This window comes from Paraburkholderia atlantica, assembly GCF_009362785.1.
GTDB classification, from domain to species: Bacteria; Pseudomonadota; Gammaproteobacteria; order Burkholderiales; family Burkholderiaceae; genus Paraburkholderia; species Paraburkholderia atlantica.
The window spans coordinates 209399-233694 of the sequence record NZ_WHNQ01000011.1 but is presented as its reverse complement, the minus strand read 5'-3'; the positions used below and the strand labels follow the sequence as shown (position 1 = coordinate 233694).

The following is a 24296-nucleotide window of genomic DNA, read 5'->3' as shown; positions in this document are numbered from 1 at the left end:
AGATCGCCTTGTTGCGCACCATCCCTTCGTCGCGGATCTTCACACGCAGCGCGTCGAAGAACACCACCGGATACATTGGCTCGAGCGGACGGCCCTGCCAGGCTGTGATCTCCTCAGTCACCGCATCGGTGACACAGCTGATGAACTCCGGCGATACTTCGGTGCCGTACTGTTCGGCCAGAAAGCCCTGTATCTCACGCACGGTCATGCCTCGCGCGTACATCGCAATGATCTTGTCGTCGAAGCCGGTAAAGCGGCGTTCGTGCCGTGGTATCAGGATCGGTTCGAAGCTGCCGTCACGGTCGCGCGGAATGTCTACCCGCAACGGGCCGTCCTCCGTCAACAGGGTCTTGCCGCTCCTGCCGTTGCGCTGGTTGGTCGACTCCGGCGGGCGTTGGCCTCCGCTCGGATAGCCCAGGTGATGTTTTAGCTCGGCGCCCAGCGCACGCTCGATCAGCGCCTTCTTGAACGCCATCGAGGCTGCCTGCACCGCTTCCGCCGTCATCGGACCCTTCACGAACTGATCGATGAGCTCCTCTGGAATCGCGGGCAGCTCAGGCGGAGGCGCAGACCCTGCTTTTGGTTTGCTTGGCATACATGCTCCTTTGGGTACATGTTATGCCTTGAACACAAAATTTCTGACAGGCTCACCTCGACCCCCACGCAGATGAACCGCCGGCGGCACGTTGGCCGCTTGCCGCCAATTTCGGGGAAGAGCAGCGCCGGACGACTCGATGGCGAATGCTCCATCAGGCCAATTACCGCGCGAACTTTATGCGCATAAAGTCTCACACCCCTTGGCCGCCAAGATGCGTGCTCTCCTTTTTCTCTCCCCTGATCTGCCCGAGAACCGCGAACAGTCGGCGACGACTGAGCACGCAGTACGCGAGCTCACGTTTCTTTCCTCCGGTCCCCTCCGCGAGACAGCGATCAGCAACGCTTAGGCCTCAGTCCAAGCTTGCTCTGATATCCCGCAAGACCCGAGGCAACTCTCCGATGCCTCTTTATGCGCATAAACCCTTTGCCGAATGGCCAATTTCCGAGTTTCGCTTACTCAAATCATTTGAAATAGCAATTCAACCAGGTAAAATCCATTTGCGTCTAAAAAGAGGAGGTGAAATTTGGCGGCAGAAATCATCGCGGTAACACAGCAGAAAGGCGGGGTCGGGAAGAGCACCATCGCGATGCATCTCGGCGCTGCATTTCACGAGAAAGGCAAACGCGTTCTCGTCGTCGACGCGGATGGCCAAAACACCCTGATTCATTGGGCGAGCGCTGCCTCCGACGGCGACATCGGTATTCCATTCGCCGTCGTCAACCTGTCCGAAGCAGGTAGCCAGATCCATCGCGAGATCAAGAAGTTCGTGGCTGACTACGACATCATCGTCGTCGACTGCCCGCCCTCCATCACCGAAAAAGTCTCCGGCGTCGTCCTGCTCGCAGCGAGCGTCGCGGTGATCCCAACTTCGTCGTCCCCCGCCGATTACTGGTCGAGCATCGGCCTTGTCAAACTGGTCCAGCAGGCGCAGGTCATGAACGAAGACCTGCGCGCCGTGTTCCTGCTCAACAAGACGGAAGAGAAACGGATGCTGACGCGCGAGCTGAAGCGCGCGCTCGAAGAACTCGGCTTCCCTCTCCTCAAAACCCAGATCCCCACGCGCGAAGCCTACAAGCAGGCAATGGCGTTGGGGCAAACGGTGCTTCAGATGAATGACCGCGGCGCGAAGCTCGCCGCGCTCGAAGTACGGGCGTGCGCCAACGAGATCGCCGCCTTGCTCCCGTGAATTTATGCGCATAAAGGACCCTGAATGAAACCGTCCCAATTCGCCAAAGGCTTTCAAGCACGTCCTGACACGACCAGCAGCGAAAAGCGCACCGCACTCGACCGTCTGAATGCGATCGACGGCCTGGTCAAAAACGAGTCGAAAACTCCCGCGATCGCCGGGCGTCCGATTCCGGGCGTCGTGCCGTCGCGCCTGCAGGACGCCGAGATTCCTGATCCGGACAACGAATCGGCGGCCTACCGCGCCTGGCGGCTCGAGCACGGCTATCGTCCCGGCCAGGTCATCGAACTGGCGCTAAAGACCATCAAGCCCAGCCCGTTCAATCCACGGTACTTCTATGTGAAGTCGTCGATTGCGGAGCTCGCCGTCAATCTGGCGAAGCAGGGGCAGCAGCAGGCGATTCACGTCATTCCCGACTACGACAATCCTGGCACCTACTTCGTCAGTGACGGCGGCCGACGCGTGCGCGCGCTGAAAGAAGCGAACAAGGAGTCGGTGAAAGCGATCGTCATCGATCTGCCGATCGGCATCCAGAGCTACAAGCTCGGCTACGACCTCAACGTGCAGCGCGACTCGCAGACCGTGTTCGACAACGCGGTCGTGTGGCGACGCTTTCTCGACGAGCGTCATTTCCAGAGCCAGAAGGAACTGGCCGAACATCTCGGGCTCGATGAATCGACGGTCGCAGTCGCGCTGTCCATCGCCAAGCTGCCGGAAACCGTGATGCAGGAGATGGTCGCGCGCCCGGACCGCTTCGGCTCGAACATGGCGTATCAGGTGGGCCGCTATCACACGGCGCGCGGTGCGGACGCGACACTGCGACTGATCAACCGGATTCTTTCCGACGATCTGAGCACACGCCAGGTTGCCGACATCGTCAAAGGTCGAGCGACCGCGCAGGAAAGTGCCAAGCCGGCGGGCCGGCAGCGCTATGCGCAACGTCTGGAAATCAAGCTTGGTGGTGTGTCGGTCGGTGATCTGAAGTCGTATGGCGACGACCGACTCGAGTTGCGCCTGAAAGGCCTCACGCGAGAAAAGCGCGACGACATCCTGCGGCAGATTGAGAAGATGCTGAAGTAAGACGTGACGGGCGGTGCGCGTGCACCGCCGCCTGGATTTCCAAGGCCGTTACCGACCCATCAGGCCGCGCGCGACTGGCTCAGCGTGAAGGCGAGCAGATCGCCGTCGGTGGGTTCGCCCCAAGTCCTGCGCGCGAGCCAGTCGAAGAACGCCGTTTCCACGATCTTCGAATCGAGCCCGCGACGCCGCCAGTCGTCGCGCATGTGCGTTCCGAGCCCCGGCAATTCTTCTTCCTCGAACGACTGCCGCGCGATATCACGCTCCGACTCGCCCTGTTCGTTGTACAACTCGTAGGCCTGCTTGCGACGGTAAGCCGAATACTCACCGAGCAGACGCGCCTTCAGATCGTCGGCCGGTGACACCACGGCCTTGCTGGTGCCGCCACCTGCCGGCAGCGCCTCGACCGGCGGCGCATAGCCCTTCTTCAACGCATCCTTGAACAGCGCCGGCGCGCTGCGCACCGGCGGCAGCGACGTGCTGCGCATCCGCTGCTCGGTCATCTGCAACGCGGCGCGGATGCGGTTCTCTTCACTGTCCGCGTAGAGTGTCTGCGCCTCCTTCAGCGGAATGCCGATTTTCACCATCCGGTCGACCAGCGTGCTGTCGAACACGTTCGGATGCTCGTCGAGCGCGAGCATCGGCTGCTTGCGCTCGGTCACGCGGAACTGGATTTCAGCGACGCGCCGACCCTCGCGATGCTCGATCAACTCGACAAAAATGTTCGTGACCGCGTTGACCTCGGCGATGGCCGGGCGCAGGTAATCGCGCTTGAAATACTTGTACTCGCGCTTGGCCTCGTCGCCGGCTTCGGTATCCGGCGTGCCCGACAGAATCGGCCGCCACCATTCCCAGGTCTCGCGCATCGTCAGATGGCTCGGGTTGGTCAGATAGCGCACGCAAATTTCGTAGAGCGCGAGGCCCGCGCTGCTGCGCAGCTGGCTCTGGAACTGCAGACTCAGCCGCGCGTACTGAACCGGATCGAGCAGCTTCTTCTTGATCTTCGGCGCAAACGAAAACTCGACCCAGACGCGACGCGTGGTGGGATCTTCGAGAATTTCCGCGTCCGCGATCAGCGTCGAAATACCCCATTTGCGGCCGGGCTTCTGACTCGAGGTGCCGGTACTCCACTCGACCTGCACCGACACCATGCGGCGCAGGTGCTCCTTGACGAGCGCGGTGTCATTGGAATCGAACGCGGAATTGGCGACGATGTCGGACAGCAGCGCCCGATAGGTGTCGCCCGATTCGTCCGCTTGCTGGGCCACCGCGAGCAATACGTTAAAGAGCTTACGCGTGAGCAACGTGATCTTGCCGCTCTTGGGCTGGATCGCGATTGCCTCGACGGCTTTGCGCAGCTCGGCCGAGCTCGGGCTGACAACATCGGTCTTTTTCGCGCGCTTCGTGGCCATGCGTCGGGATGAGGGAGGGGATTTCGCGAGAGCATACCGGCTGTGGTGATACGCGTCTATAGCGCCCATCTCACCATTGCCGGTGAAGCGAGTTTACGAAGCGCACCTCACCTCGAGCAAGTCCCGAAAACCCTCACCTCGGCTGCAGTCACCAGGATCGGCCTATCCTTGCCGGTCGCGGCGTTTGCGAATCCGGCCCGTTTCGGTGCGTACGGGAATGGGGAGCAGTTGATCCCGAATCTTCTCACCTCAAAAATTTTCGCGGATTTTTTCGGGACGTCGTGTAAACGGACGGTGTCTGAGGGGACGACTTCGTCGCGCGGCCTCTTCACGGTTTCGTCGATCGTCGCTTGGTGCCGGGTGACGCAAAGTCCGGATCAGTAAATGGAACGCCCGCACGGTATTGGACTCGCGGCGCGGAGCGGGCCATCAGGCTTCAATTACGGGCCTGCCGTTCGACTGGGTTGTGTCGCTACTGACGAGTCAACCTTCACCGCAGAGGACCTGCCCGTCAACCAGCGCTTGCGACTTCGAGCTTCGACCGAACTGCCGTAAAAGGGGAGATCGAGCTCCAGGCAGATCCTCACCACTCCGATGCTCCCGAAAACGCTCACCATAGCACCGCCGAACGGGACAACACGGCACGCGCGCATGCCGCGCCAGTACCGCATTTCCCCAATGTGACCTCCTGAAAAGCCTCACCTTTGTGGTTTCTGGAAGCGCCAACGCTCCCGTCGATAGAGCTCCTGAAAAGCCTCACCTTTGCTGTTAGAAAAACAAAATCGCCATAATTTCAATGACTTGCGACAATCCCACGAAACGTTCGAAGCACGGTTGGCCCCGTAAAATCTCACCTTAAGCCTGTTTTTTCGCAGCGCAGCACTTTCATTGCGTCGCCACGGATTTCCCGAAAAACCTCACCTTTGCGATCCGCGAGGCGGTTTACAGACTCCCGCCAATCGCCATCAGCCGGGCGTCTCCGGCCCGCAGCCTCCATTTTGGTCCCGAATTTCCTCACCTTTCCGGTCAGAACCCTAGCTAGAGCGTCCCGAAAAGCCTCACCTTTGACCGAATCGCCGGCCAAACCACCTCTCGGATCTGGCTCACCGGCCGGCGCCCCGAATCCCCTCACATCTCCCAGCACCAGGGTTCAGGCCGGGGCATTCTTTCGGGTGATCGAGGCGTCGCAATCCTCTTCGCTCCCGTAAAACCTCACCTCAGCGGTGTGGAGGCTCAAAAAGAAAGCAAAATTGGCCGGCGTGCCCCGAAAAATCTCACCTTCGTTTTTCGTTTTCTCCCGCCATGGCTCACCAAAGCGGTTAACCACCCTAAAAAACCCCCAGAAAACCTCGCTCGCGAGCTTCCCGAAAACCCTCACCTTGGCGCAGCCCAAGCCGAACGGGCACTTTCTAGGACTATCGGGCGCTCCGCCGCCACTAGGTCCCGCAAAACCTCACCTTTGCCCGCATCCCACGTATACGTCGTTTCCTGAACCCGCTCACGTTCCTTCCCGGACCCGCTCACCGAGCTCCCCGAACCTCATCACTCGAGTTCCCCGCAGATCCTCACCAAGTCTCCCGTAAAACTTCACCTTGCCAAGCTGGAAGCCCCGTCAGACAAGGGTTTGCCGAGTCGTTAACGTTTTTAACAAGGGTTCAAAGGTGTTTACTTTTATTACTCTCAAGCCTCACACCCCGCGAGTCCCGTGAAACAGGGGTCCTACAACCCGCAGCCATGAGCCATCACTCGTGAAACAGTGCGCGATCGTGTGAAAGTCAAACAAAGCGCTTCTAATACAATGGCTTATTGGCTATTCTTCGTTTTGTTTCACGGAAAAACCCTGCATGGACGTGTTTACGATCACAACTTGGCCACAAAAGCCCCTCTGTAAACGTCAATTCGCTCGCCACTGATAAATCGGTAGCAAACACTACGTAAATTGTTATGATCCATCCAATTCGAGCCATATCGAGGTAAACATGAATCTGGATCAGGAGCGGCAAGCCATTCGCAATGAGCTTGAATCAATGCGTGCGCAGGGCGTGCGCCGCCAGGATCTGTCACTGCATGCATGCAAACGGCTCTTTTTCGATCTCGGCATCCGGCCATCGATGGCGGCCGTGCGAGATCTCACGCAAACCGGCAGCGCGAGCGATATCCCAAAAGACATCGATCATTTCTGGGAGCGCATCCGCAACGTCTCGCGGGTCAAGGTTGGAGCAGGCGCGATACCCAAGGCACTCGAAGATCGCGCCGGCGAACTTCTGGGCGCGCTATTCGAAGAAGCAGTGGTGCAAGCCAAAGCGTCGCTCGATGCCGAACGTGAAGAAATCCGCGCGCAGATCAGCGCCGCCGAACTTCGCGTACGCGACGCCGAAATCCGTCGGGATGCGGCCGACGACTCCATCAGGCGCAGCGAAGCGCGCGCCGAAGCCGCGTGGGAGCGGGTTCGCACGCTTGAAGCTCAATTATCGAGCGCCACTACGCACGGCAGCGTTCACCTCGAAGGTATGCAGGCAACCATGCGCCGGCTCGACCAGGAAAACGAGGCGCTGCGGCAACGGCTCGAAAACGAACAGACCACCAATGCTGCATTGCGCGACCGGATCGACGCATTGCACGTCGAATTGCGGCAAAGCACCGAGCACTATGCGCAGCAGATCAAGGATGCGGTGGCCGAAGCAGAGCGGCGCGTCAAGCCGATGCTCGTCGAACTCGATTCGCTGCGCAGCATGGCCGCGACGTACCAGTCCGGCGTGCGCGACGCGAGCCGCAAGGAATTCGAGTTCATCCAGCAGATCGCCGCGGCCAAGGCGCGCGGCGACCGGCTCGACGCGCAACTGCGCGAGCAGTCCGACGAAGTCGATGCGCTGACTAAAGAAGTCGCCGCCCTGCGTGGCCAGCAGGGCATCGATCCGGCCATCGCCGTCCTGCTGTGCTCGCTGGTCACCGAGGGGCGGCTCACGACCAAAGAGTTGAGCATGATCGGCACCGCTGCCGACGGCCACGTGACGCTGCCCGCGCGATGCCCGAAATGCGAGGAAGGTGAGCCGGAGCTGTCGCAGGTCGATCACCGCTTTGAACTGCTGTGCCCGGAATGTGAGCACTCTTCCGGCCTCGGCGAATCGAGACTCGCGGCGGTGAACCAGTTTTTGTCGAACGATGGGTCCACCGCTCCGTCGTCCCGCTCCGTGCAGACGATGCGCTAACCAGAAGCCGCCAATCGAACGGAAAAAACCTCAAAGGTGAGGAAATTCGGGAGCATGACGGTGAGGTTCTTCAGGACTCGCCGGCGCCCGTTTTCCTCGTCAAACGTCCGTCACGCCGGGGCTCGGCCAACGGCGGCGCCGCCGGATCGGGCTCCTCCGTCGCGGGCGAATCCTGCTGATCGATCCACGTTTGCCACGCGCGATACAGTCGGTTCGCGGACACCGCCTGCACGAAACCGAGCCATTGACCGACCTGTTCGGCCTCCACCCCGCTTTCAAAAAGGTCCGCCGCAAACGTGTTGCGCAAGGTCTGCGGACTCGCGCGCGATTGGCGCGAGGCGGCAATTCCCGCTGCGTCGACGAGCGCATCCACCGCGCGCAGCATCGTCGCCTTGTGCATCGGCCTGCCGGAAGGCGACGCTGGAAACACAAGGTTGCCCGCCAGCTCCGTTAGCCGACGCTCGGCGAGCCAGGCGTCGAGAATCGCCGTTGCGAACGGTGCGAGCCGTGTGCGCCGCGTCAGCATCGGATTCGGCGATTCGATCGTGACCCACGGCGAGCCCTCTCTCACGCAACTAACCGTAAGCGCTCCCGCTTCGCCCGTCTTCAGTCCTCCGCCCAGAAACACCGCGATCAGCGCGCGATCGCGTCGCTCTCTCCAGCGTTGCGCGGTCGACAATGCCGGCAACGGCGCGAACAGCCGCGCGATCAACGCAGTGCGTTCCGCATGCGTGAGAAACCCGGTCGGCTCATTGTCGCGCGCATTGCGCCACGCGGCTTCTCCGTCCTGAGCAATGAAACGAGCCGGGTTGGTCGACGCCGATTCGATCTCGCGCACGTGATCGAGCACGCGCTCGATAAGCCGTAAATAGCGGACCCGTTGCGTTCTGCGGATCTCGAGGCTGGCGACGAATTCGGCGATTGCGGGCGTGTCGACCGTCGCGAGGCTTTGTTGCCGCGCGCCGAGCCAATCGAGAAACTGCCCCCACTGCGCCTGATAGACCAACGCCGAAGAGCGGCGGAATTGCTGCCTCGCGAGCCACGCATCGAACGCGACCTGCGGGTCGCGACGCCAGTCTTCGCGTTGCTGATCGAATAGATCGGTAGAGGGTGCCGGGCGCGGAACGGGGTCGGACAGATGAGGGGGCGACATGAGCATTTCTTCCGTTAGTTGCAGCGTTTGATCCCCGCTATTGTAGGCGCTAACCGGAGCAAGACCGACTTGGACGAACGGATGAGAATCCGGGCGATGCCCACGTGGCGCCCCCCATCAGCCGCCCCACGCGCGGGCGCGCTTCAAAGGCGCATCGACCGGCCTTGGCAGCGCTGCCCGGCGCGCGGCTTCCTCGTACGCATTGACGGCAAACGCAAAAGCGGCGGGCAACGCATTGGACGTGCCGAAATCCACGCCGTCATCGGTTTCGGGATAAGGCAGATCGGACGGGCGCTGGAACAGCCCGAGCATCAGCGCGTCGTGCCGGCTGGCAAAACCGAGGTCGGCCAGCGCCTCGGCTTCGATGGCATGGAGCAGACGCCACGTGAGCGGCACCTGCTTGACGATGTAGCGCGCGGCGATGCTGCGCACGATATGTTCGAGATCGCGCGCGGCGGTCTGATAGCGCAGCGCGGCGAGGGTTTGATCGGTAGGGTCGGTTTTCAGGTTGTTCATTCTCGGCTCCAAACGACACTTGATACTGTACAAACATACAGTATCAAGCGCAACCTGGCCGAACGGCCTAGCCGTGAATCACCACCAGCAGCGCTTTCGCCTCGCTCTTGCCGACGTTGCGGATCGCGTGAGGTTCATCCGCGACGTAGCGCGCGGTGTCCGCGACCTTGAGGCGCTTCGACGCGCCGGCCGCCTCGATTTCGATCGAGCCATGCAGCACGGTCAGGTGCTCGCGCGTGCCAGGCTCGTGCGCGTTCGACACCAGCGCCCCGCCAGGCTGCAACGTCAATTCGTACCACTCGAACTTGCCGGCCAGCTCGATCGGTCCCCACACGCGCAACTGGTATTTCGCTTCATGACCGCTTAGCGTAGGAATATCGTGCGGTCCGGAAACGGCGATCGCCTCGGGCGACTTCGGCGGCGCAAACAGCGAATCGAGGCTCACGCCGAGCGCGTTGGTCAGCCGCCAGGCAACCGCGATCGTCGGATTGGCCTTGTCGCGCTCGATTTCCGACAGCATCGATTTCGACACGCCGGCCGCGCGCGACAGATCGTCGAGCGTCATGCGCCGCTCGGCGCGCAGCCGCTGAATCTGCTCGCCGACGCGCGGCGGCGCCGCAATCGCCGCATTCGGCGGTAATGCCGCGTTAGCGGAGGTGGGCGCCGCAGTGGCCGCGGCGCGGCGGGTACCCGAACTTGCCATTTCCTGACCCATCGTTTAGAGTTGTTCGATATATCGGATTTTAGTTCGGAAAAACGAAATTGTCCGATAAAGCTGACAACCGACTATAACAGGCCGCCCTTCCCGCGCCCATGCGAACGCGGGCGCCGTCACCCTCAGGAGTCCCGTTCATGCGTGACCAATACCTTGCCCATCTGCGCGGCACCCTCGACCAGATCCGCGCCGACGGCTTCTACAAGAGCGAGCGCGTGATCGCGAGCCCGCAGTCGGCCGACGTGCGTCTCGCCGATGGCAGCGATGTGCTGAACTTCTGCGCGAACAACTATCTCGGTCTAGCCGATGACGCGCGGCTGATCGAAGCCGCCAAGCAGGGTCTCGATAACGACGGTTTCGGCATGGCGTCGGTGCGCTTCATCTGCGGCACGCAAACCGTGCACAAGCAACTCGAGGCGGCGCTCGCCGCGTTCCTGCAAACCGACGACTGCATTCTCTACTCGAGCTGCTTCGACGCGAACGGCGGCCTGTTCGAAACGCTGCTCGATGAAAACGACGCGATCATCAGCGACGAGCTGAATCACGCGAGCATCATCGACGGCGTGCGGCTGTCGAAGGCGAAGCGCTTTCGCTACAAGAACAACGACCTCGCCGATCTCGAAGCGCGTCTGCAGGAAGCCGATGCGGCTGGCGCGCGCTTCAAACTGATCGCGACCGACGGCGTGTTCTCGATGGACGGCATCATCGCGAACCTCGCCGGCATCTGCGACCTGGCCGACCGGTACGGCGCACTGGTGATGGTCGACGATTCGCACGCGGTCGGCTTCATCGGCGAACACGGCCGCGGCACGCCCGAGCATTGCGGGGTGCTGGCGCGCATCGACATCATTACCGGCACGCTCGGCAAGGCGCTCGGCGGCGCATCGGGCGGCTATGTCGCAGCGCGCAAGGAGATCGTCGAGCTGTTGCGTCAGCGCTCGCGCCCGTACCTGTTTTCTAACACGCTGACGCCGAGCATCGCCGCGGCGTCACTCAAGGTACTCGAATTGCTCGCCAGTGATGAAGGCGCGCAGCTGCGCGCACGCGTGCGCGAAAACGGCGCGCATTTCCGCCGTGCGATGAGCGCGCTCGGCTTCACGCTCGTGCCGGGCGAACATCCGATCATTCCGGTGATGCTAGGCGACGCGCAACTCGCGGGAAAAATGGCCGATGCGCTGCTCAAGCAAGGCGTCTACGTGATCGGTTTTTCGTTTCCGGTGGTGCCGCGAGGCCGCGCGCGCATCCGCACGCAGATGAGCGCCGCGCATACGCCGGAGCAGATCGATCGCGCCGTCGACGCATTCGCGCGCGTCGGCCGCGAGCTCGGCGTGATCCAGGCATAGTCGCCGCGTGATTGGAACGGAGAAGCAGATGAAAGCATTGGCAAAACTCGAACGGGGGCCGGGCCTCACGCTGACCGACGTGAAGAAGCCGGAAGTCGGCCATAACGACGTGATGATCCGCATCACGCGCACCGCGATCTGCGGCACCGACATTCATATCTGGAAGTGGGACGACTGGGCGCAAAAGACGATTCCGGTGCCGATGCATGTGGGCCATGAATACGTCGGCGAAATCGTCGAGATGGGGCAGGAAGTGCGCGGCTTTGCGATCGGCGATCGCGTGTCGGGCGAAGGACACATCACCTGCGGCTTCTGCCGCAACTGCCGCGCGGGCCGCCGGCATTTGTGCCGCAATACGATCGGCGTCGGGGTGAATCGCGAGGGCGCGTTCGCCGAATACCTGGTGATTCCGGCCTTCAACGCATTCAAGATTCCGCCCGAAATCTCCGACGATCTGGCCGCGATCTTCGATCCGTTCGGCAACGCGACGCATACGGCGCTGTCGTTCAACCTCGTCGGCGAGGACGTGCTGATTACGGGCGCGGGGCCGATCGGCATCATGGCGGTCGCGATCGCGAAGCACGTCGGCGCGCGCAACGTCGTGATCACCGACGTCAACGACTATCGCCTCGACCTCGCGCGCAAGATGGGCGCGACGCGCGCGGTGAATGTGTCGCGCGAATCGTTGCGCGACGTGATGCACGATCTGCACATGGCAGAGGGCTTCGACGTCGGCCTCGAAATGTCGGGCGTGCCGAGCGCGTTTACCGGCATGCTCGAAGCGATGAACCACGGTGGCAAGATTGCGCTGCTCGGCATTCCGCCCGCGCAAACCGCGATCGACTGGACTCAGGTGATTTTCAAGGGGCTCGAAATCAAGGGCATTTATGGGCGCGAGATGTTCGAGACCTGGTACAAGATGGTCGCAATGTTGCAAAGCGGCCTCGATCTGTCGCCGATCCTCACGCACCATTTCAAGGTCGACGACTATCAGGAAGCCTTCGCGACGATGCTCTCCGGCGAAAGCGGCAAGGTGATTCTCGACTGGACCGCTGCCTGAGTCGGCACTTCACCGGCTGAACGCCGACGCCCGCAGCGCGCTTAAGCGCCTGCGGGCGTTTTCACGAACTCGGCCTGGATGCGCACGTGAATATCGTCGCCGACGGCCGGATACCAGGTCGTCAGACCGAACTTCGCGCGGCTGAAATGACCATCGGCGGAAAAACCGAGCGTGTCTTTCTTCGTCAGCGGATCTGGCGCAAAGCCGTTGAACGTGACGTCGAGCGTGACCGGCTGCGTGACGCCGCGGATCGTCAACTCGCCGCTCAGCGTGCCGCGCGCTTCGCCGGTGCGCTCGAAACGCGTGCTCGCGAAGCGGATCTGCGGATAACGCGCGACATCGAGCATGCTGTCGCTTTTCACCATCTTGTCGAGCAGCGGCACGTTCGTGTCGATGCTCGCCGCGTCGATCGCGACTGACGCCGTACTGCGGTCGAGGCCGCCGTCGTTCCAGTCGAGTTCCCCCTGCTTGCGATTGAAACGCATCGTAAAGCGCGTGTATTTGAAGTGATCGATATCGAACGTGATGCTCGTATGGTCCTGATCGATGTCGTAGCGCCCGGGCGGCACGCGCGCCTCGTTCTGACTGACCGAATGCGTGAGCACCTGGATCGGCGTGCAGGCCATCGCGCCCAGCAGCATTGCGCCGAGCAGCGCACGTAGCCATGCGGTGCGAACGGAAGATGATTTCATCGAAGCGATTCCGGTTGAGCGGTGGTCAAGCGATCTCCATCAAGATAGCAGCAAGCGCACCCATCGCGCGGAAGCTCGAAGAAAAACTTGACGAGGGAGAATGATCGTTCTACCTTTTGTCGATGACACGCGATACGAATCCGACTGCGCAAAACGACGCGGCCCAGCCCGGCACGGCTCGCGAGCGGCTGCTCGATGCCGCCGAGGCGCTGATTTACGCCGGCGGCATCCATGCAACCGGCGTCGATGCGATCGTGCGGCAGTCCGGCACCGCGCGCAAAAGCTTCTACACGCATTTCGAATCGAAAGACGCGCTGATCGCGGCCGCGCTCGAACGGCGCGACGAGCGCTGGATGAACTGGTTTATCGCCGGCACGCAACGGCGCGGCAAGGGTGCGCGCAAACGCCTGCTCGGCATGTTCGACGTGCTGCGCGAGTGGTTCGCATCGGCTGACTTTCATGGCTGCGCGTTTCTGAATGCGGCCGGCGAAATCGAATCCGCCGACGATCCGATCCGCGTCGTCGCGCGCAAACACAAGGCACGTCTGCTCGATTTCGTGCGCGCCGAATGCGAAGAGTTCGCGGCGCAAGCGCAAATCGATGCGCGTCGCGCGGCGCCGCTCGCGCGGCAATGGCTCGTGCTGCTCGACGGCGCGATCGCGGTGGCGCTCGTCAGCGGCGAAGCCGCTGCGGCGCTCGACGCGCAGGCGGTCGGCAAGACCTTGCTCGATGCGGCGGCGAAACCCGCCGCCATCAAACGGCCGCCATCCCGGCGCACCGTACAACCTGACTGAGGAACCATCATGGCCGATACGATCGAAACCCGCCCGCCGCTGCCGCCGTTCACGCGCGAAACCGCGATCCAGAAAGTGCGCGCCGCGGAAGACGCGTGGAACACACGCGAACCCGAGCGTGTCTCGCTCGCGTACACGACGGATAGCGTGTGGCGCAACCGCGCCGAATTCGTGCATGGACGCGCGGAGATCGTCGGCTTTCTGCGCCGCAAGTGGGCGAAGGAACTCGACTATCGGTTGATCAAGGAACTGTGGGCGTTCACCGACAACCGCATCGCGGTGCGCTTCGCGTACGAATGGCACGACGATTCGAACAACTGGTTCCGCTCGTACGGCAACGAGAACTGGGAGTTCAACGAGCATGGTCTGATGGCGCGTCGTCACGCAAGCATCAATGACCTGCCGATCCGCGAAGCCGACCGCTTGTATCGCTGGCCGCTCGGCCGGCGGCCCGACGATCATCCCAGCCTGTCCGATCTCGGTCTGTAGACGGTCCCACCAGGTTCATCGCCGCCGGCGCGCCCGCTGCGCGCCGCGAACTTCTTCACGCTTGTTCATCAGGACGCCATCGGTTCTCCGTTATCCTGGCGGTTCGCGCTGCGGGGGCACGTCGCGTGCCCGGCCGGGCCGAGCGAGTCCTCAACATCGACCGCGCGGCTTCAGGTACAGTGCGCGTCGGGCGGCACGCGGATCGCCAGAACACCAAGACACCGGCGCTCGACCGGTGACGGAGAAGAAATGCACTTCAGGCAGATGAACAAGAATATCCGGCGCGCCGCGGTGGCGCTTTTCGCAAGCTTCGCGGCGGTCTCCACGGCACACGCGAGCTGGTGTGACGGCGGCGTATGGGTCGACGCGATGCTCGGCTCGTATCACATCAATCCCGATCCCGATACGCACTTCGAGCAGTTCAACCCCGGGCTTGGCGTCGAATGCTGGTTGAACAACCAGTGGGCGCTGACGGCCGGCGGCTTTCGCAACTCGCTGCGTCGGCCGTCCTACTATGGCGGCGCCGTGTGGGCGCCGGAGTTCGCGCATTGGGGCATCGTGCGGATCGCGGCGATCGGCGGGATCATCTCCGGCTATAACTACGGCAATTGGGGGCTCGGCAGCAATCACACGATCGGCCCGGTGGTCGCGCCGATCGTGATGCTCGAATACAAGCGCGTCGGCGCGAACTTCATCGTCGTTCCGCCGATTCCCTCGGATAATCTGCCCTTTACGATTGGTTTTCAGGTGAAGGTGAAGTTCTGACGGAGTTGTGCGTTGTCAAAAAAGTTGCGACTTTTGGGAAATCACCTAAATCGGACAACAAAGTTGCGACCTTCCGTCTCACACTACGAAAATCTGCTCGCTCTGTCTTACGGGGCGCTGATGTGTGCGATTGGGTGTCAGCGCTCCAACCGCGATCAACTCGGCGAATTTCTTTCTTGCGGCGGCATGTTTTAATTCGTTGTACGCAACTAAAAGTTGCGACCTTGCTTGTCGCATAAATCTCCCGAGGTGATTCGTACGTGACGTTTGGGAGCTCAACCCGACTGCACGTTCGTCTCCATTTCGGTTGGGCGGTCCGGCCGGGATCTATATCGGTAGCCGCACGCCACCCGAAATCGCGCTATCGATTCTCGCTGAAGTGACGGCGGCGAAGAACAGCGTGTTGCTACCGGCAATCCTCAGGGTCGAGCGTGGGAAGACGGAAAAAGAAGTCACGAATGACACAGCAATAACTGCGGGGCATCTCACATGGTTGGATGATGCCTGACTTCCCCGTGTACAGATACGAGGCGGCCGAGCGCAGCTTCCCTGCATGATTTCACGCAGTTCGGAAAGGTCGGTCTGGGAATGGCCAGCCGCTGTCACCGCGGACAGGTCGCATCTTTTTTGTGCTGGGATAGGAGTCGGAAGCAATGAGGGCAATGGCCCTAAGGTGAGGTTTTTCGGGAGCAAAAGGCTCCCGCCTCACCCGGACCGAGCAATTGCCGCGAGCATGAAGCCTCAAATGCGGGGTTGATCTCCTGGAATTCCTCACCTTTGCGAACCCGTGCCGTTCTCCTGACCCCTGGAAATCCTCACCACCTCTGGAAGATCTCACCTTAGCAGGCTCGGTTCGACTTTTAGCCCAGCATTCCAGCGTACTTTTCTCGCACTGAACACCGACGCGCTCCGCGCTGGCTGCTCCGAAACGCCGCTATTCACCACAATGCTGAAGCCAGCGAAGCACGTTTTTGCGCGCTTCGACGCGTCTCCTCTCCATCGCCATTCCGACGCACACGGCGCGAGCCGTCGCACATCCCGCCAGCCGCTCCCGTAAATCCTCACCATAGCGCCACCTCCTGGAACTCCTCACCGTTCGCGAGTCGCCCGATGCGGCCGTGGCCCATGCACGCCGTTCATATCGACCATTTTTGGCCCGAATATGACCGCGTTTATCGTCGCTCATATCGTGCAGCCATGTCGTCCGGATGTGATTCCGGGCACGCCGGGCACATTTTGCGGGCATGACCAGTCTTTCGATGGAGGAGCGCCTCAAGCTGCCCGTGTGGGATCAGGGCGAAAGCGACGTGCCGGTGCTGCGCGGCGCGCTCGGGAGCTTGCAGGGGAAGATCGTGGAAGCGAAGGAAGTCGGTTCGCACTCGGTCATGTTCGTGGAGACCACGCAGATTCGCGTGCGCGCCGACGGCGACAGTCTGATTTACTTCGATCGGAATTTTCACCGGGTGCCGAGGGCGTGGAAGCGGCAATGGGTTATTCGAAGCGCTGCCGGCCATGTCAGGCTCCGGCAGCGCTTGCGTTGTCGACCCGGACATGGCTCCCGTAAACCCTCACCATTGCCAGGACCTCCTGGAACTACTCACCTTTCGCACTACTTCAGCAGCGCCATCTGCACGACCTTGACGATCACGAGCGCGATCGCGAGCAGCAGATAGCCGCGCAGCACGCCCATCCATACGCGTTTGGCCAGCGTCAGACGCGGCGGCGGCAGTTCGTCGAGCGGCGGCATGCGCCACGTGTTGCGCGATTCTTTCGTATAGCGCGGAGCCGCTTCCGCTGCGGACTCGCCGCGCAGCCTGCGAAGCCCGGTGCTCGCCACGTAGCCGACGACCGCGAGCAACGTGCCGCCCGCCAGTACTTCGATGATCGTTTCCGCCGCGATGTCCGGATAGATCACCGACGCGGTCAGGATGATCGACAGCATCACGAGGAGCCAGATCACCGCGCCGGTAAACAGATTGAGCTTCTTCGAATTGGCCCACGGACCAAGCACTGCACGGTCGTTGCACAGCAGCAGCAGGAACACGGTCGCGCTCGGCAGCAGCACGCCGGCGAGCGTTTGCACCGCTTCGGTCAGGAGACCGAGCGGGCTGCCCGGAATCAGCACCAATGCCGCGGCGGCCGCGACGATCGCGAAGTACACGACGTAGAAGCCCTTCGCATCCGACACGCTACGGTGCAGCGAATGGCGAATCTTGAACACGTCGCCGATCGCATAGGCGGTCGATAGCGACACGGCCGCCGCGCCGATCACGCACGCATCGAACAACGCGATCGCGAACAGCACGGCCGAGGTGCGTCCCGCGTATCTCTCGAGACCGGCGATCACACCGCCCGCGTCCGTGAAGTTGCCGAAGCCGGACCGGCCGTCGAACAGCGCCGCGCTGAACGAGATCATCGCGACCGCGCCGATCAGCACGAACACGATGCCGATCCACAGGTCGGCTTTTTCGTAGTTCATGAAGCGGGGCGTGATGCGCTTATCGACCACGTAGCTCTGCTGGAAGAACAGCTGCCACGGAGCGACCGTCGTGCCGACGATGCCGATCACGAGCAGCATCACGTCGGACAGCTTCGAATGCGCGGGCCAGTTCGGAATGAAGAAGTCGCGCGCGATCTGGCCGACTGGCGGATGGATCGACACGAGCACGGGTACGAGCAACAGGCTCAGCACGCACAGCGCCACCGCGAAGCGCTCGAAACGGCGGAAGTCGCCGGTGCTGACGGCGGCCATCGTCAGCGCAGCGGCGATGCACACGCCCGCGATCTTTGAGACGCCGAAGAAGTCGAGCACGAACGTGATGCCGATGAATTCCGTCACGATGGTCAGCGCGTTCAGCAGGAATAGATCGACGACGCTGAACGCGCCCCAGAACTTGCCGAACCGCTCGAAAATGAGCCGTGCGTGGCCCACACCCGTGACCGCGCCGAGCCGCAGCACCATTTCCTGATTGACGAACAACACCGGCACCAGCAACAGCATGGTCCACAACAAGGTGGTGCCGTAGTTCTGGCCGGCCTGCGTGTAGATGCCGAATGCGCCCGCGTCGTTGTCGCCGACCATCACGATCAGACCGGGGCCGAGGATCGCGAGCAGCGTGCGCACGCGCGCCCACCAGCTGGTGCGCGGTGCGATGTCATGGTGAGCGATCGTGCCGAGCGCGCCCTTGATATCGCCTACGTGTGCCGAATCGAGCACGGCGCTGCGCGCGGAGGAAATGTTCGTCGGAGTAGACATGTCGTTCTCTCCTGGTTGTAGTTGTCGGAGGTCGGGTCGCGAAACGCTATGCCAGGCGCGACATCACGCGACGGCAGAAGGCGATGAACGGACGCGATTCGCGCGGGTGCAGCACCAGCAGAGCGTCGTAAAACGCGCGCGATTCCTGTACGCGCGGGAACTTCGAAAGAAGGAGGCCGAATTGCATTGGGTATCTCCGTGCGTCGGTTTCGACGCGCTGGGGGAAAGCCAGCAGACACGGAGGCCGCGAATGTCCGGGCGCGGCGATGGAGGTCTACTCGCTTTCCTCAGTTAATAGAACAGGGAAGCGGCATAAGGGATAACTTTCACTGTCAGGCATGACGGCTCCTTGTTGGTGGGTAGCGGGCACTGCGTACGAGCGCTTGATGCGCTCGCTCCGCACGTTCGCGACGCACGTGTTTATCCACGCGTTCGCGCGCATTGCGTTGAACTGGCTGCGTTGATCGACAACGCGCGCGCAAACGCGACCGCAAGCGCGAGGCTCGCGATGCGACGCCGTATCAGCGCAGGGACGCGTTTGAACGCGGCGTTCCTGTCATGCGGATACGACGTTACGTTAGGTGCACGGGAATAGACTGCGGCGCGCACCGTCTGCCTGCTGGCAAGACGGCGGCTGATGAAGAGAGCGCGGACGTCCTGCCGGTCAGGCAGCGAAACTGTTCGAAAGTCGGCTACTGCAGGTGTCCAAGGCGTGAGCCCCATTGGTGATGATTCTTGAATTCTAGGGTTCGCTTTCCGCCGAGGTCAACCTGTTTCTTAAGCAGAGCGGAGAAAATGTGCGGCGCGCAACGCTTCGCACTGTGAACGACGTGCGGGTCGAGGCTGATAGAGAGGGGAAGTCGAACAGGCGGCATCGATCCATCCGGCCGATGCCACCACGCGTGCTTACTGATTGGCGCGCCGTCGCACGGTCAGCCGGTTATGTACGCTTCTGACGCCGCGAACCGATCGCGCGGCGTTGCCGGCTTGCGCGATTTGCGATTGCCGCGGCACCGTGCCGCTCAGCGTAACGATGCCGTGGCGCGATTCGACACGGATGTTCGCCGAATTGAGGTTGGTGGTGCGCGTGAAAGCGCGGCGGACGTCGCGGACAATCGCGCTGTCGGACCGGTTGGCGTTCCGGTTCGAAGCCGCTTGGGCCGGCTGGCTTTGCATCGACGCGTCGTTCGGCATCTCGCGCGTCTGTGCGTTGGCATAGGTCGCGCAAGTCGCGATGGCTACCGCGAACATTGCGCCGACGATTCTTCTCGCGCCGTTTCTTTTCATTCTTCCTCCTTTGCCGGTTTGTCAGGAACTGCCGTTCGAGCCGCGTGCTGCCAGCGGGGAAGAGGCGGCGCAACGCACTGCCGCCTCGCGACGAGTAATCGACCGTCGGCTCCGATTATATTCTGCGGCGCACGCGTCGATATCGATAGGTGAGAAGATTCGGGAGCCGCGGAGGTGAGAATATGCGCACCTGTACGCGCACTTCAAAACCGAAGGTGAGGGTATTCGGGAGTGGCGTCGATGGTGCGACAAGTTGCGAATGGTTTCTTGGGAAGCATGGTTCCGGTCAGAAGCGCAACGCGGTGAGGCCGTCTCGCAGGAAGCCGGCGGGGGCGCACGTCGGTTACTGGTTGCGCCTGATCGAAGATCGCGGCGCGTGCGGCACGCGAAAGGTGAGAACTTTCGGGAGTCGCGCGCGGGCTCGCTCTTTCGCAACTAACCGGCTGTGCCAGAAGCGAAATAAACCGTGCGGCAAGCGGCGAGCCGGCCATGCACGCATTTGCCAGTCAGCGATAGGTGAGGATTTTCGGGACCCGTCGATGCCGTATCGGTAGGCCGGACGCGTTGTCGACGTGCAAAACAGGCTTCATGCAGTCGCCGATCATCGCATCCATCGCGTTGACCGCTCGGCGGCTGTGTAACGTAAGTCGTTGAATGTCCAGGCGATCTGCCGCTTACAAGGCCGGCATCGGCGACGTGAACCGACTGCGTTCGATCAAAGGTGAGGATTTTCGGGAGCGATGTGTCAGAGCCACGCCGCGCTCGCTGAAATGCCCCCTGGAGCCCTCGCTTCGCCGCAAAGGTGAGGCTTTTCGGGAGCAATGGCGACGCTAGCTGACGCCGATTCACCGCCGCTCCGTGCCAAAGGTGAGGCTTTTCGGGAGCGGCAGCAATCGGCAGCGATCGCTCGTTCAAGCCGATTTCGCGATCTCGCGAATGTCCGCGACCGGCGTCTGCCCGAAAGCATCGCTAAGCGCGTAGTCGATCAGCCGCGCCGCGGATTGCTCGGGCGTCGACAGTTGGCCGTTGCGCTTCAGATCTTCGAAGCGCTGGCGCATCGGGAATTGCTCTTCGCCGCTACCCCGAATTTGCGCCTGCATATCCGTATCGATCACGCCCGGCGCGAGGCTGCAAATGCGCAGCGCGCGAGTCGCGTCGAGCGCGACGGCGCGCGCGTGATGATCGAGCGCGGCCTTGGTCGCGCAGTAGATGCTCCAGCCCGGATACGCGTTGCGCGCCGCGCCGCTCGAAATGTGCACGATGCGCCGGTCGGTTGCGTCGACAGCCGCGGCGGCGAGTGCGCTCGCGAGCATCAGCGGCGTCGCGACGTTCAGGCTCACTGCGTCCGCGACGTTCGCCACGTCCTGAGCTTCGATGGGCCCAATCGGTTCCACCGTGCCCGCATTGTTGATCAGCAGCACCGTCTGCGCGCCGCGCACGAAGTTGCTCAGCGCGTCGGTGGCGATCCATTGCGCGACGCGTGCAGGCTCGGCGAGCGGCAGCTCGATTTCTTCGAGCTGCGCGGCAAAGCGCGCCTTCAGCGCCGCATTGCGCGAGCGCGACAGACCCAGCACCGTGACGTTGCGCGCGAGCAGTTGTTCGGCGAGCGCCGCGCCCAGGCCGCGCGTATGGCCGGTGACGATCGCGCGGATCGGAGAAGAGGAGGGCATGTCGTTTCCTTGTGATCGTTGTCTTGCAGAATCGACGATTTTCTCACGCCGTATTCAGACCGACCGAAAGCGCTCGCGATACTGCATCGGCGTTACGCCGAGCCGCTTCGTAAACACGATGCGCATGCGGTCCGCGGTGCCGAAGCCGCAATCGTACGCGATCGTCTTCAGCGCCGCGGCGCTGCTTTCGAGCAGCTTGCGCGCCGCATCCACGCGTGCGCGTTCGACGAATTCATGCGGCGTCACGCCGGTTTCCTGCACGAACACGCGCGCGAAGTTACGCGCGCTCATGCCGGCGACGTCGGCGAGCTGCTTGACGGTGAAGCTGTCATGGAGACGCGCCATCACGTGCGCCTGCACTTTCGCGGCGGGCGAGGTGTCGTCGGCGGGCGCGGTCAAATACGGGCTGAATTGCGACTGGCCGCCTTGCCGCTGCGCGAACACGACGAGCCGTTTGGCGACCGCGAGCGCAGTATGCGGACCGTGATCCTCGGCCACCAGCGCGAGCGACAGATCGATGCCGGCCGTCACGCCCGCCGACGTGACCAGCGGCCCCTCGCGCAGATAGATGCGATCGAAGTCGACCCGCGCGTGCGGAAACTGCGCGGCGAGTTGCGCCGCGTGCTGCCAGTGCGTGGTCACATGCCGCCCATCGAGCAGGCCCGCGTGACCGAGCGCGAATGCGCCGGTGCAGATCGATCCGTAGCGGGCGCAGCGTGTCGCGACGTTAGCGAGCCAGTCGAGCAGGCGCGCGTCGGGCACTTCGTTGTGTGGCAGAGCGGGGCCGCCGGCGATGAGCGCGAGATCGAACGGTTCGCGCGCCTGCTCGAAGGTCGCGTCCGCCACCAGCGTCATGCCGTTCGACGCGCGCAACGGTGCCGGGTCCGCGGCCAGCAACTTGACCTCGTAGCGCTGCGCGGGCGCGACGAAGCCGTTCGCTTCGGAGAACACGTCGACGGGACCGGCGACGTCGAGTGCCTGCACACCTGGGAACATCGCGATCGCGACGGTGGGCATCGAATGACTTCCTTTGACGGTGGAATATGAAGGACGTGCCGCGGCAGTCAACGCTGTGCGTTTGGCAGTGTTCAACGGCTCGCAGCGATTGTTCACCGCGCCGCGCTAGCCAATACTGGCTTGGCCGGACGCGCGGTCTCACACACAGGCAACAGGCATCCACATCACGGCGCGGCCCAGCATACCAAAACGCGCTTTGAAGCCGCGGCGCGCGTCCTGTTGATCACATTCACTTTCGCATTCGAAGGAGTACGTCGCATGACTACGACGATCGCAGGTATTCAGATTCCAGACAGCATGATGGCGCGCGAAGCCACCGAACTCGTGCGCGACACTGAAACGGAGCTTCTCTATCACCATTCGCGGCGCGTGTTTCTGTTCGGCGCGCTGGCCGGGCAGCGCAAGCAGCTGAAGTACGACCCTGAGCTGCTGTACATCGGCGCGATGTTCCACGACATGGGGCTCGTTGCGCCGTACAGCAGCGAGCACGAGCGTTTCGAAGTGGACGGCGCGAACGCCGCGCGCGAATTTCTGCGGCGGCATCGGATCGGGGAGGATGAGATCGAGCAGGTATGGACCGCAATCGCGCTGCACACGACCCCGGGCATTCCGCAGCATATGAAGCCGGTGATCGCGCTCGTCACCGCGGGCGTCGAAATGGATGTGCTCGGCCTCGCCTACGACGAATTCAGCGAGCAGCAGCGCGAGGAAGTTACGCATGCGCATCCGCGCGGCTCGCACTTCAAGGAAGGCATCATCGATGCGTTCGCGCATGGCACGATCCACAAGCCGCATACGACGTTCGGCAACGTGAAGGCCGACGTGCTCGCGCTGAAAGATCCGCACTATCATCGCGAGAATTTCTGCACGATGATTCTGGGTTCGGCGTGGAAGTCGTGAGCGACCGATTGGCCAACTGAGCGGGCGCGGCCCCCCGTTTCGCGCGACTCGCGTCAAAATAGGCGCATCGCACTTCTGCGTCGCCGCCCCATGGTCATCAAAAACCTTCTCCGCAAACTCGACCTCACCACGCTGCAACTCTTTCTCGCCGTCTTCGAAGAGGGCACGCTCACGCGTGCCGCCGAGCGCGAGGCAATCGCCGTGTCCGCCGCCAGCAAGCGGCTGGTCGAACTCGAACAGGCGGTCGGCGCGTCGCTATTCCAGCGCAACGCGCGCGGCATGACGCTGACGCCGGCCGGCGAAACGCTGCTGCATCACGCGCGCCGGGTGCTGCGCGACATCGAGAGCATCGGCATCGAGCTGGCCGGCCATGCCAGCGGCGTGCTCGGCTATGTGCGGATGATGGCGAACCTGTCGGCGATCGTCGAATTTCTGCCCGAAGATCTGCGCGCGTTCCAGTCGTTGCACGAACGCGTGAAGGTCGATCTCGAGGAGCGGCCGAGCGGCGGCGTCGTCAAGGCCGTCGACGAAAGTCTCGCCGATCTCGGCATCTGTTCCGGCGACGCCGACACGCGCGAGCTGCACGTCGAACACTACCGGCGCGATTCGCTCGTGATCGTGATGCGCGACGATCATCCGCTCGCGGCACGCACCAGCATTGCGTTCGCCGAAACGCTCGACGGCGATCACGTCGGCCTGCATTCGGCGAGCTCGATCAACGCGCGCACGCACCTCGCGGCGCGCCAGGCCGGCAAGCCGCTGCGGCTGCGCATCCACGTGCCGGGTTTCGATGCTGTCTGCCGGATGGTGCAGGCCGGCATGGGCGTCGGCGTGCTGCCGCAAAAGGTGTATCAGCTGATGGGCCGCCCGCTCGGCCTCGTCGGCACGCCGCTCGATGACGAATGGGCCGAGCGCAGCCTCGTGCTCGTCGTGCGTGACGTCGATGCGTTGTCACCGGTGAGCCGGCTGCTGTTCGACCATCTGCGCACGGTCGAGGCACGGGAAACTGCAGCAGAGGTGCAGACCGAACCCGCTCCGACGGCCACCCAACCTGCGCGCCGAGTCCGCAGCCGCCGCTGAGCGTTCGCCGTTCGCGAACGGTCGTTGGCGAATTGCGGTTGGACGCCGCCACCGCGCCGCTTCTAAGCTGTCTCCCA

The 24296-nt window shown here is 62.6% G+C and carries 21 protein-coding genes and 2 pseudogenes; 12 read left to right on the top strand and 11 right to left on the bottom strand.

What is annotated here, in order from left to right; translation table 11 throughout:
- Window positions 1–595, bottom strand: a 595-nt coding sequence (locus GCT19_RS18375) for a transposase (RefSeq protein ID WP_193727415.1), incomplete at its 3' end; no start/stop codon positions are given.
- Window positions 596–1121: 526 nt separating this feature from the next.
- On the opposite strand from GCT19_RS18375, the gene parA reads away from it, so the two are divergent.
- Window positions 1122–1784 carry a ParA family partition ATPase gene (gene parA / locus GCT19_RS18370; RefSeq protein WP_013092840.1) on the top strand — a complete coding sequence of 221 codons (663 nt, stop codon included), beginning with the start codon at window positions 1122–1124 and terminating at the stop codon, window positions 1782–1784.
- Between the two features lie 24 nt (window positions 1785–1808).
- Window positions 1809–2864 (top strand): ParB/RepB/Spo0J family partition protein, encoded by a 1056-nt coding sequence (locus GCT19_RS18365; protein WP_013092841.1) that lies wholly within the window; start codon window positions 1809–1811, stop codon window positions 2862–2864.
- A gap of 59 nt (window positions 2865–2923) precedes the next feature.
- On the opposite strand, the gene GCT19_RS18360 is transcribed toward GCT19_RS18365, so the two are convergent.
- Complete coding sequence (locus GCT19_RS18360) at window positions 2924–4273, bottom strand: replication initiation protein (RefSeq protein WP_013092842.1); 1350 nt, start codon at window positions 4271–4273, stop codon at window positions 2924–2926.
- A gap of 1979 nt (window positions 4274–6252) precedes the next feature.
- Between GCT19_RS18360 and GCT19_RS18355 the strand changes: the two genes are divergently transcribed.
- Window positions 6253–7482 carry a DNA-binding protein gene (locus GCT19_RS18355; protein ID WP_152852701.1) on the top strand — a complete coding sequence of 410 codons (1230 nt, stop codon included), beginning with the start codon at window positions 6253–6255 and terminating at the stop codon, window positions 7480–7482.
- Between the two features lie 70 nt (window positions 7483–7552).
- Here the strand turns inward: GCT19_RS18355 and GCT19_RS18350 are convergent, their stop codons facing one another.
- From GCT19_RS18350 to GCT19_RS18340, 3 genes are all read right to left on the bottom strand, one after another.
- A complete protein-coding gene (locus GCT19_RS18350) occupies window positions 7553–8635 on the bottom strand; it encodes a tyrosine-type recombinase/integrase (protein WP_152852700.1) in 1083 nt (360 codons plus the stop codon).
- A gap of 117 nt (window positions 8636–8752) precedes the next feature.
- A complete protein-coding gene (locus tag GCT19_RS18345) occupies window positions 8753–9151 on the bottom strand; it encodes a DUF2471 family protein (protein WP_013092845.1) in 399 nt (132 codons plus the stop codon).
- A 67-nt stretch (window positions 9152–9218) separates the two neighbouring features.
- Window positions 9219–9866: a helix-turn-helix domain-containing protein gene (locus GCT19_RS18340; RefSeq protein WP_018438410.1), complete on the bottom strand. Its 648-nt coding sequence runs from the start codon at window positions 9864–9866 to the stop codon at window positions 9219–9221.
- A 137-nt stretch (window positions 9867–10003) separates the two neighbouring features.
- Between GCT19_RS18340 and GCT19_RS18335 the strand changes: the two genes are divergently transcribed.
- Together GCT19_RS18335 and tdh are read left to right on the top strand one after the other, a co-directional pair.
- Window positions 10004–11209, top strand: coding sequence for a glycine C-acetyltransferase (locus tag GCT19_RS18335; RefSeq protein ID WP_013092847.1), 1206 nt, complete (start codon window positions 10004–10006; stop codon window positions 11207–11209).
- Between the two features lie 28 nt (window positions 11210–11237).
- A complete protein-coding gene (gene tdh, locus GCT19_RS18330) occupies window positions 11238–12269 on the top strand; it encodes an L-threonine 3-dehydrogenase (protein ID WP_018438411.1) in 1032 nt (343 codons plus the stop codon).
- Between the two features lie 41 nt (window positions 12270–12310).
- On the opposite strand, the gene GCT19_RS18325 is transcribed toward tdh, so the two are convergent.
- Entirely contained in the window at window positions 12311–12961 is a 651-nt protein-coding gene (locus tag GCT19_RS18325; RefSeq protein ID WP_018438412.1) for a YceI family protein, read from the bottom strand.
- Between the two features lie 122 nt (window positions 12962–13083).
- On the opposite strand from GCT19_RS18325, the gene GCT19_RS18320 reads away from it, so the two are divergent.
- The 5 genes and pseudogenes from GCT19_RS18320 to GCT19_RS18300 all read left to right on the top strand — a co-directional run.
- The gene (locus tag GCT19_RS18320) at window positions 13084–13755 is read left to right on the top strand and encodes a TetR/AcrR family transcriptional regulator (protein ID WP_018438413.1); all 672 of its coding nucleotides are present in this window, start codon (window positions 13084–13086) and stop codon (window positions 13753–13755) included.
- Window positions 13756–13764: 9 nt separating this feature from the next.
- A complete protein-coding gene (locus tag GCT19_RS18315) occupies window positions 13765–14244 on the top strand; it encodes a nuclear transport factor 2 family protein (RefSeq protein ID WP_018438414.1) in 480 nt (159 codons plus the stop codon).
- A 249-nt stretch (window positions 14245–14493) separates the two neighbouring features.
- Window positions 14494–15009, top strand: a complete 516-nt coding sequence (locus GCT19_RS18310) for a hypothetical protein (protein WP_152852699.1) — start codon at window positions 14494–14496, stop codon at window positions 15007–15009.
- A 304-nt stretch (window positions 15010–15313) separates the two neighbouring features.
- A pseudogene (locus tag GCT19_RS43370) lies at window positions 15314–15517 on the top strand (hypothetical protein); the annotation flags it as partial.
- Between the two features lie 724 nt (window positions 15518–16241).
- Window positions 16242–16481: pseudogene (locus GCT19_RS18300) on the top strand (flavin reductase); the annotation flags it as partial.
- A 137-nt stretch (window positions 16482–16618) separates the two neighbouring features.
- Here the strand turns inward: GCT19_RS18300 and GCT19_RS18295 are convergent.
- From GCT19_RS18295 to GCT19_RS18280, 5 genes are all read right to left on the bottom strand, one after another.
- On the bottom strand, window positions 16619–18265 hold the full coding sequence (locus tag GCT19_RS18295) for an NRAMP family divalent metal transporter (protein WP_152852698.1): 1647 nt from the start codon (window positions 18263–18265) through the stop codon (window positions 16619–16621).
- A 46-nt stretch (window positions 18266–18311) separates the two neighbouring features.
- Complete coding sequence (locus GCT19_RS42785; RefSeq protein WP_013092869.1) at window positions 18312–18452, bottom strand: hypothetical protein; 141 nt, start codon at window positions 18450–18452, stop codon at window positions 18312–18314.
- Window positions 18453–19171: 719 nt separating this feature from the next.
- Window positions 19172–19552 (bottom strand): BON domain-containing protein, encoded by a 381-nt coding sequence (locus tag GCT19_RS18290; RefSeq protein WP_152852697.1) that lies wholly within the window; start codon window positions 19550–19552, stop codon window positions 19172–19174.
- A 911-nt stretch (window positions 19553–20463) separates the two neighbouring features.
- Window positions 20464–21222 carry an SDR family oxidoreductase gene (locus tag GCT19_RS18285; RefSeq protein WP_152852696.1) on the bottom strand — a complete coding sequence of 253 codons (759 nt, stop codon included), beginning with the start codon at window positions 21220–21222 and terminating at the stop codon, window positions 20464–20466.
- Between the two features lie 54 nt (window positions 21223–21276).
- Entirely contained in the window at window positions 21277–22239 is a 963-nt protein-coding gene (locus tag GCT19_RS18280) for a GlxA family transcriptional regulator (RefSeq protein ID WP_152852695.1), read from the bottom strand.
- A 258-nt stretch (window positions 22240–22497) separates the two neighbouring features.
- On the opposite strand from GCT19_RS18280, the gene GCT19_RS18275 reads away from it, so the two are divergent.
- Window positions 22498–23139 carry an HD domain-containing protein gene (locus GCT19_RS18275; RefSeq protein ID WP_152852694.1) on the top strand — a complete coding sequence of 214 codons (642 nt, stop codon included), beginning with the start codon at window positions 22498–22500 and terminating at the stop codon, window positions 23137–23139.
- Window positions 23140–23229: 90 nt separating this feature from the next.
- The gene (locus tag GCT19_RS18270; RefSeq protein WP_152852693.1) at window positions 23230–24219 is read left to right on the top strand and encodes a LysR family transcriptional regulator; all 990 of its coding nucleotides are present in this window, start codon (window positions 23230–23232) and stop codon (window positions 24217–24219) included.
- Window positions 24220–24296: the final 77 nt, after the last annotated feature.

Bases quoted from the DNA above. Each gene is read 5' to 3' on its own strand.
- GCT19_RS18365 (WP_013092841.1), top strand. From the start codon at position 1,809: ATGAAACCGTCCCAATTCGCCAAAGGCTTTCAAGCACGTCCTGACACG.
- GCT19_RS18360 (WP_013092842.1), bottom strand. From the start codon at position 4,273: ATGGCCACGAAGCGCGCGAAAAAGACCGATGTTGTCAGCCCGAGCTCG.
- GCT19_RS18355 (WP_152852701.1), top strand. From the start codon at position 6,253: ATGAATCTGGATCAGGAGCGGCAAGCCATTCGCAATGAGCTTGAATCA.
- GCT19_RS18350 (WP_152852700.1), bottom strand. From the start codon at position 8,635: ATGTCGCCCCCTCATCTGTCCGACCCCGTTCCGCGCCCGGCACCCTCT.
- GCT19_RS18345 (WP_013092845.1), bottom strand. From the start codon at position 9,151: ATGAACAACCTGAAAACCGACCCTACCGATCAAACCCTCGCCGCGCTG.
- GCT19_RS18340 (WP_018438410.1), bottom strand. From the start codon at position 9,866: ATGGGTCAGGAAATGGCAAGTTCGGGTACCCGCCGCGCCGCGGCCACT.
- GCT19_RS18335 (WP_013092847.1), top strand. From the start codon at position 10,004: ATGCGTGACCAATACCTTGCCCATCTGCGCGGCACCCTCGACCAGATC.
- tdh (WP_018438411.1), top strand. From the start codon at position 11,238: ATGAAAGCATTGGCAAAACTCGAACGGGGGCCGGGCCTCACGCTGACC.
- GCT19_RS18325 (WP_018438412.1), bottom strand. From the start codon at position 12,961: ATGAAATCATCTTCCGTTCGCACCGCATGGCTACGTGCGCTGCTCGGC.
- GCT19_RS18320 (WP_018438413.1), top strand. From the start codon at position 13,084: ATGACACGCGATACGAATCCGACTGCGCAAAACGACGCGGCCCAGCCC.
- GCT19_RS18315 (WP_018438414.1), top strand. From the start codon at position 13,765: ATGGCCGATACGATCGAAACCCGCCCGCCGCTGCCGCCGTTCACGCGC.
- GCT19_RS18310 (WP_152852699.1), top strand. From the start codon at position 14,494: ATGCACTTCAGGCAGATGAACAAGAATATCCGGCGCGCCGCGGTGGCG.
- GCT19_RS18295 (WP_152852698.1), bottom strand. From the start codon at position 18,265: ATGTCTACTCCGACGAACATTTCCTCCGCGCGCAGCGCCGTGCTCGAT.
- GCT19_RS42785 (WP_013092869.1), bottom strand. From the start codon at position 18,452: ATGCAATTCGGCCTCCTTCTTTCGAAGTTCCCGCGCGTACAGGAATCG.
- GCT19_RS18290 (WP_152852697.1), bottom strand. From the start codon at position 19,552: ATGAAAAGAAACGGCGCGAGAAGAATCGTCGGCGCAATGTTCGCGGTA.
- GCT19_RS18285 (WP_152852696.1), bottom strand. From the start codon at position 21,222: ATGCCCTCCTCTTCTCCGATCCGCGCGATCGTCACCGGCCATACGCGC.
- GCT19_RS18280 (WP_152852695.1), bottom strand. From the start codon at position 22,239: ATGCCCACCGTCGCGATCGCGATGTTCCCAGGTGTGCAGGCACTCGAC.
- GCT19_RS18275 (WP_152852694.1), top strand. From the start codon at position 22,498: ATGACTACGACGATCGCAGGTATTCAGATTCCAGACAGCATGATGGCG.
- GCT19_RS18270 (WP_152852693.1), top strand. From the start codon at position 23,230: ATGGTCATCAAAAACCTTCTCCGCAAACTCGACCTCACCACGCTGCAA.